This is a genomic window from Gemella haemolysans, from assembly GCF_001553035.1.
Taxonomy (GTDB): Bacteria; Bacillota; Bacilli; order Staphylococcales; family Gemellaceae; genus Gemella; species Gemella haemolysans_B.
This window is the reverse complement of the sequence record NZ_KQ959945.1, coordinates 1-8,064: the sequence shown is the minus strand read 5'-3', so window position 1 is coordinate 8,064 and position 8,064 is coordinate 1. Positions and strand designations below refer to the sequence as shown.

5 protein-coding genes are annotated in these 8,064 nt (G+C 34.0%); 1 reads left to right on the top strand and 4 read right to left on the bottom strand.

Going from position 1 to position 8,064, the window contains the following annotated elements:
* On the top strand, positions 1–4,695 hold a 4,695-nt coding region (locus HMPREF3186_RS03410; protein WP_060913934.1), incomplete at its 5' end, for a ZmpA/ZmpB/ZmpC family metallo-endopeptidase.
* Between the two features lie 152 nt (positions 4,696–4,847).
* Here HMPREF3186_RS03410 and HMPREF3186_RS03405 read toward each other — a convergent pair.
* The 4 genes from HMPREF3186_RS03405 to HMPREF3186_RS09135 form a co-directional block, all read right to left on the bottom strand.
* Positions 4,848–5,597, bottom strand: a complete 750-nt coding sequence (locus HMPREF3186_RS03405) for a DeoR/GlpR family DNA-binding transcription regulator (RefSeq protein ID WP_060913933.1) — start codon at positions 5,595–5,597, stop codon at positions 4,848–4,850.
* A 169-nt stretch (positions 5,598–5,766) separates the two neighbouring features.
* Positions 5,767–6,360 (bottom strand): RDD family protein, encoded by a 594-nt coding sequence (locus HMPREF3186_RS03400; RefSeq protein WP_060913932.1) that lies wholly within the window; start codon positions 6,358–6,360, stop codon positions 5,767–5,769.
* Between the two features lie 7 nt (positions 6,361–6,367).
* Complete coding sequence (locus HMPREF3186_RS03395) at positions 6,368–7,087, bottom strand: YebC/PmpR family DNA-binding transcriptional regulator (RefSeq protein WP_060913931.1); 720 nt, start codon at positions 7,085–7,087, stop codon at positions 6,368–6,370.
* Between the two features lie 282 nt (positions 7,088–7,369).
* On the bottom strand, positions 7,370–8,064 hold a 695-nt coding region (locus tag HMPREF3186_RS09135; protein ID WP_419865826.1), incomplete at its 5' end, for a mucin-binding protein.

Sequence of the window (8,064 nt, the reverse complement as noted above, 5' to 3'; positions counted from 1 at the left end):
CCTGGTAAAGAAGGGCAAGCTTTAACTCAACCAACATTACCTGAATATACTAGAAAAATTGAAACAAAAGGTGTTCAAGAAGTAAAAGAAGGCGAAATACAAGGTGCCTCTTTAGTACAACCAGAATTACCAGAGTACAAAGTATCAACTGATACAATTGAGGAATCTACTGAAACTGAATTAGATTTCACTACAGAAATCGTTCCAAATGATACTAAATATGTCGATGAAGAAGTAGTTGAACGTCCTGGTTCTAAAGGAGTTCAAGTTACTAAAACAACTTATGAAACAGTAGAAGGTGTGAAAACGAACAAAGTCCTTTCTACAACTACAGAAGTAAAAACTCCTGCTGTTTCTAAAGTGGTTAAAAAAGGAACGAAACCAATTGAAGGAACAAAAGTTGAAATAACAGAAGAATCAATTCCTTTTAAAACAAAAACTCAAGAAGATAATACTTTGAAACGTGGAACAACTGAAGTATATCAAGAAGGAGCGGAAGGTAAGAAACAAATTACCCGAACGTACAAAACGATTCGCGGAGAGAAAACAGCCGACGCTCCAAAAGTAGAAGAAAAAGTTATCTTACAACCTAAAGATAAAATTATTAAACAAGGTACAAAAGGTTTCGAGAAGCCAACCTTACAGTGGGCTACTACTGAAAAAGATGTCTTGAAGAAGAGTGCCACTGTCAGCTACACATTAAATAAACAAGATGGCGTAGAGATTAAATCAATCAAATTAGCACTGAAAGATAAAGATGGAAAACTTGTTAAAGAAGTAACGGTAGCAGAAAATAATTTAAATGCTACTTTAGATGAATTAAAATATTATCAAGGTTACACCCTATCTACTACAATGGTTTATGATCGTGGAGAAGGTGAAGAAACTGAGAAATTAGAAGATAAACAAATTCAATTAGACCTTAAAAAAGTTGAAATTAAAAATATTAAAGAAACAAGCTTAATAAGTGTTGATGAGGCAGGTGTTGAAACAGATAAGAGTTTACTTGACTCTAATCCAGGAAATGTTACTCCACTTTACCTACGAATTACAACTCACGACAACAAAGTTACAAGACTTGCTGTTGATAAGATTGAAGAAGTAGAAAAAGATGGAAAAACATTATATAAAGTCACTGCTACAGCTCCTGATTTAGTTCAGCACACAGATGCTTCTAAATTATCAAATGAGTATGTTCATTACTTCGAAAAACAAAAAGCAAAAGAAGGTAATGTTTACTATAGCTTCAACGAACTTGTAAAAGACATGCAAGCTAATCCTACTGGAGAGTTCAAACTTGGTGCAGATCTTAATGCAGCGAATGTAAAACCTAACGGAAAATCTTATGTTACTAATACATTTAAAGGTAAATTACTAAGTAATGATGGTGGCAGATTTACTATCCACAACTTAGCACGTCCTCTATTTGGTAGAGTCGAAAATGCTCATGTTCATGATATTAACTTAGGTAATGTAGATATTAATTTACCTGGTGAAAATAAAGTTGCACCTCTTGGTGATATGTTCAAAAACTCAAATATCGAAAATATTAAGGTAACAGGTAATGTTGTAGGTAATAACGACGTTACTGGTATGGTTAACAAACTTGATGAATCGAATATGCGTAACGTTGCATTTATCGGTAAGATTAACAGTCTTGGGGATAAATCTTGGTGGTCTGGAGGACTTGTAAGTGAAAGCTGGAGAAGTAATACAGATAGTGTTTATTTCGATGGTGATATTGTAGGTAACAACTCTAAATTTGGTGGACTTGTCGCTAAAGTTAACCACGGTGGAAACCCTAACGATTTTAAACAACGCGGCAGATTAACAAATTCATTTATTAAAGGTACTATGACACTTAAAAACCATGGTCAAAGTGGTGGTTTAATTCACGAAAACTATGACTGGGGATGGGTTGAAAACAACGTTAGTATGATGAGAGTTACAAACGGAGAAATCATGTATGGAGCAAGTTCAGTTGACACTGGAGATTCATACTTCGGATTTGATAACTTCAAAAACAACTTCTATGTAACGGATGTAGCTACCGGATTATCTTCATACAACAAATCTAAGCAAATTAAAGGTATTACAGAAGCTCAAGCCTTAGAAAAATTTGCTAAGATGGGAATCACTGCTCATGAGTATGCAATTAACGAACCAGTAGTTAATACCCTTAACAACACCAAACCAAAAGCTGATACTTATAAAGATACTCAAGATTACAAAGCAGACCGTGAACTTGCTTATCGTAACATCGAAAAACTTCAACCATTCTACAATAAAGAGTGGATTGTTAACCAAGGTAACAAGATTCCAGCAGGTTCTAAATTATTAACTACAGAAGTTTTATCTGTTACTGCAATGAAAGATAACGAATTCGTAACTGAACTTGGTGATGCCAACCGCATTATTGTTCACTACGCTGATAAGACAAAAGAAATCTTTAACATCTCATCTAAAGAATCTCAAGTGAAACAAGTTAAAGAATACAGCATCGCTGAACTTGGAGAAATAGTTTATACTCCTAACATTGTTGATAAAGATCGTAGTGATTTAATCAGCGCTATCGAAAGTAAATTAAGTTCAGTTGAATTACAATCTGATCCTATTTATCAACACTTAGGAAGAACAGGTGGTAACAAAGTAAATGCAATTAAGGACCTTTACCTAGAAGAAAGCTTCAAGTATGTTAAAGATAACCTTAATAAATTCGTTACTAAGTTAGTTCAAAATGAAGACCATCAACTAAATACTGATGAAGCTGCTAAACGTGCATTAATTAAGAAAATTGATGACAATAAAGCTGCAGTTCTTCTTGGATTAGCTTACCTAAACCGTTACTACGGTGTTAAATTCGATAACTTTAACATTAAAGAGTTAATGTTATTCAAACCTGATTTCTACGGTAAGAATGTTAGTGTCTTAGACTTCTTGATTAAAGTTGGTTCTAAAGAAAGTAACATTAAAGGTGATAGAACTTTAGAAGCTTATCGCGAAACTATCGGTGGAACTATTGGTATAGGTGAGTTAAACAGTTTCTTAGACTATAACATGCGTCTATTCACAAGTGATACTGACTTAAACGATTGGTTCATAAAAGCAACTAAAGATAATGTATATGTCGTTGAACCAAAAACAACAACTCCTGAATTTGCCGATAAGAAACACAGAGCATACGAAGGATTAAATAATGATGTTCACGGTAAGATGATTCTGCCACTTCTTAACTTAAAAGATGCTCACATGTTCTTAATCTCAACATATAACACTATGGCTTACAGTTCATTTGAGAAATATGGTAAGAACACAGCAGCAGAGCGTGAAGCATTCAAGAAAGAAATCGATAAAGTAGCAAAAGCTCAACAAAATTATCTAGACTTCTGGTCTCGTTTATCATTAGATAAAGTTCGTAACCAACTGCTTAAGAGCAACAACATGGTACCAACACCAGTACTAGATAACCAAAACTATCCAGAAGGTACTGACAAATACGGTCACACTAACAGCGGTAAAGACATTGCTCCAGTTCGCGAACTATACGGTCCAACAGGTCGTTATCACGCAACTGACTGGCGTATGGGAGCAGTAGCTCGTATTTACGGTAACCCTTATAAAGATGATTCAGTATTCTTCATGGTTACTAGTATGATTAGTGACTTCGGTATCTCTGCATTTACTCACGAAACAACTCACGTAAATGACCGTATGGTTTACTTAGGTGGTTCAAGACACCGTGAAGGAACTGACTTAGAAGCATTCGCACAAGGTATGTTACAATCACCTGCTGAAACAAGTCCAAACGGTGACTTTAAAGCACTTGGATTAAACATGGCGTACGAACGTCCAAACGACGGAAACCAATGGTATAACACTAATCCAAACGATCTTGCATCTCGTGCAGAAATCGATCATTACATGAAAGGTTTCAATGACACATTAATGCTTCTTGACTACCTGGAAGGAGAAGCTGTAATCGATAAACGCAGTAAAGAATTAAATAACGCTTGGTTCAAGAAAGTAGATAAGCAACTTCGTGGAGCTAATACGAAGAACCAATACGACAACGTTAGAGATTTAAATGCAGAAGAAAAAGAATATGATTTAACATCTGTTAACGACTTAGTAGAGAAAAACTTCATGACTAAACACGGTCCTGGTAATGGTCAGTATGATCCAACTGGATTCGGTTCTGCTTATGTAACTGTACCAATTACCGCTGGTATCTATGGTGGTAACACAAGTGAAGGTGCTCCTGGAGCAATGTCATTCAAACATAACACGTTCAGAATGTGGGGTTACTACGGATATGAAAAAGGATTCTTAAACTATGCTTCTAATATGTTAAAAGCTGAATCTAAAAAAGCCGGTCACAATAATCTAGGTGATGACTTCATCATCAAGAAAGTTTCTGATAACAAATTCAGTACTTTAGAAGAATGGAAGAAAGCATACTTCAAAGAAGTTGTTGATAAAGCTAAAGCAGGATTTAACCCTGTTACAATCGACGGTACTACATACAGTAGCTATGACGATTTAAAACAAGCATTCTCTGCTGCCGTTGATAAAGATAAAGCAACTCTTAAAAACGGATCAGTTAAATTTGATAATACTATATCACTTAAAGAGAAATTATTCAAAAAACTTCTTCAACAAACAAACAGCTTTAAAACTTCTATCTTCAAATCATAATTTGAATAACAAAAACCTAGATTTAGAAATTTCTAAATCTAGGTTTTTTAATATTTCAGAGCGTATTCCTTTAATATTTAGATTATGTAAATCACACAATCTAAAGACTCAATAAAATCCAAGACTAATTTTCAAGTCCTGAATTACTATTTTTATATTATTTCTACTTCTTTTCTGTATTGATCCTTAATGTTTTCATCAAGAACATCATCACTGATGATTGCTGTTAGATCTTTGAGTTGGAAAAATGTATAAAATGCATGTGTTGAAAACTTACTGTGATCAGCCAGAACATAACGTTCAGTCGCATTATTAAGAATCGTCTCGTTACAACGTCCTTCTTCTTCATCTGAAATAGTCACTTTTTCTAAGTCTATACCATTTACTCCGACAAACGCCTTATTAACACTTATTTTACTAAGTGCATCTTGCGTAAAATACCCTATAAATCCTTTTGTTTTTTGACGATATCTTCCCCCGATAAAAATAAGATCGCAAGAAGGATTATCTTTGAACTGTTCAAAAACCGTCAATGAATTTGTTACAATATTAATATTCTTATCTTGTAAAAATTCTGCCAGGTAACTTGTAGTACTTCCAGGACCGATAAAAATAGTTTCATTATCTTTTATAAGATCCGCTACCTTTCTAGCTATTTGTTTTTTCTCTTCAACATTTACAGAAATTTTCTTGTTGTAATTATCTTCCTGATAAAAGTTTTTTGGTTTTAATTTTGCACCACCATGTATTCTAGTAAGGTGACCATAATCTTCTAACTCCTGTAGGTCTCGGCGTATAGTCATCTCTGTTACCTTCATATCATGGGCTAGTTTACTCACGCGTACTAAATGCTTTGTTTTTAACTCGTCTAAAATATAGCTGTGTCTATCTATTTTTAACATTTTTTCTCCACTCTAAATCAATAAATTTAACATTTATATTTTAACACTTTTTTTGAAAATATAAAACTAAAAACATAAAAAAACATTAAAACGAACGTTAATTCTAACATAAAACTCAAAAAACTAGCTGTTTTTAGGTTTAAGACTACCTAAATCAACTAGTTTTTCTTTATTTTTCTTTATCTTCTTTTGTTTTTTCTATTTTTAGTTGTTCTGTAGCTGCTACAACTCGCATATTCAATAGTCTATCATATAGCATTATTGAATCTTTACGTTTTAGTATATATGTTTCATACAGCCAGAACAATGCTGAAACTGGAACTGCAGCCCAACCTACAGTAACTTTAATTAAGAATTCTCTGATTAAATATCTAGAAAATTCTATTTTCTTGTTGTCAGTTGGAACTAATCTTATTTTAAGAAGTTTTTTCCCGATCGTTTGACCTTGCCATTTATGAGGTAGGTATCCATATAAAAGAACTGCAAAAATAACTATTGAAATCGTCATATACAGCGCATTTCTTTCGTTTTCTGCTCCACCTTGAGCTCGTAAATTCGCAGTAGTATACTGGAATACGAAAGCTATAGGTAAGTAAATCGCTAAGTCTATTAGATACGCAAAGAAACGTTTAACAACCGACGCTGTTTCTCCGTTTACATCTAACAACGGCTCTTCTATAGGTCCTGAAATATCACTTAATGTTGGCTTTATATTTCTATCATTATAGCTATACAAGCTATTTTTTTTAATCTTTTTTACCATAGTTCACCTAGGCTTCTAAGTCAACGTTGTGATATACTTGTTGAACATCTTCACAATCATCAAGCATTTCTAACATTCTTTCGAATTTAACTTTATCTTCTTCGCTTAATGTTACTTCATTTTGAGGAATCATTGAAATCTCAGCAACTTCAAACTCTTCGATTCCAGCAGCTTTTAGAGCTTCTTGAATTTCGTGGAAGTTTTCTGGCTCACCGTATACTAATGTTAATTCATCTTCTTCGATAATATCACGAGCATCGATATCAGCTTCCATAAGGATTTCTAATAATTCATCAGCACTTTTACCTTCAACACCGATTACCGCAGTGTTGTCGAACATATAGTTAACAGAACCAGTAACACCTAAGTTACCTCCATTTTTACCTAATGCTGTACGTACTTCAGCTGCTGTACGGTTAACATTATTTGTAAGAGTATCGATAATTACCATTGTTCCACTTACACCGAATCCTTCATAACGTAACTCATCATAGTTCTCTTCACTTCCACCTTTTGCTTTTTCAATAGCGCGGTCAATAATATTTTTAGGAACACGGTAAGTTTTCGCTCTTTCTAAAACTACTTTTAGATTTCTGTTACTTTCTGGATCTGGTTCTCCAGTTTTCGCTGCTTGGTAGATTTCACGTCCAAATTTAGCATAAATCTTACTAGTATTAGCGTCTTTTGCCGCTTTTTTTTCTTTAATATTATTCCATTTACGACCCATAGTCTTTTAATCTCTCTTTCTTTATATAAATATTTTCCATTTTTGTAAAACTCCCTCGCTATTCATAGCCTGAAAGTTATTACATACCTCTCTATATTACTATATTTAAGCCATTTTTTCAAGCATTGTCTAGGTTTTTTTAGCTAATTAACAATCATGTATTTTTATTTATTATCTTAATACTATTCAATATAAATAACTATAAAATTATAACTTTTCCTTAATATATCTATTATAAAAAGAATGGCTAATATATAACCATTCTTTTTAAATATCCTCACTTTAGTTTTGTTTTTTACGTCTAGCTATCTCTGCAGCTACTAACGATATTAACCCTAAAGCTCCAAAATTAGTAGTGTCTTCTCCTGTATTAGCCAATTTTTTTGATTTTTGTACTTCTGATACATCTTTTGTTTTAAGTTTTATTTCAGAGTCCTCTTTTGGCTTCGATTCCGGTTTTGGTTCTGGTTTCGGCTCTGGTCTTGGTTCCGGCTTCGGCTCTGGTTTTGGTTCTGGCTTCGGCTCTGGTTTCGGTTCTGGTTTTGGTTCCGGCTCCGGTTTCGGTTCCGGCTTCGGCTCTGGTTTTGGTTCCGGCTTCGGCTCTGGTTTCGGTTCTGGTTTTGGTTCCGGCTCCGGCTTCGGCTCTGGTTTTATATCTGCTTCATAGTACACATCTACTTTTTCATTTTCTGTTGTTGATGTTACTTGTTTTTCTTCTACTGTTTCGATACTTGGGGCTTTATAGTTTTCTATCGCTCCTGATGGTGTTTTCCCCCAGCTTCCTTCTGTCCATTTACCTTCTGTCACTTCTCCTGTGACTTTGTTTACTTTATTCGTTCTTGTTAGTTTTACTTTTTGAACTACTGGCTCTTTTAGGACTTTGTTAGTTTCTTTTTCTAGGTAGTTGATTGTTCTTGTTACTTCTTTTTCTTCTGTAACTTCTTTTGTATCTGCTTCGTAGTATACATCTATCGTTT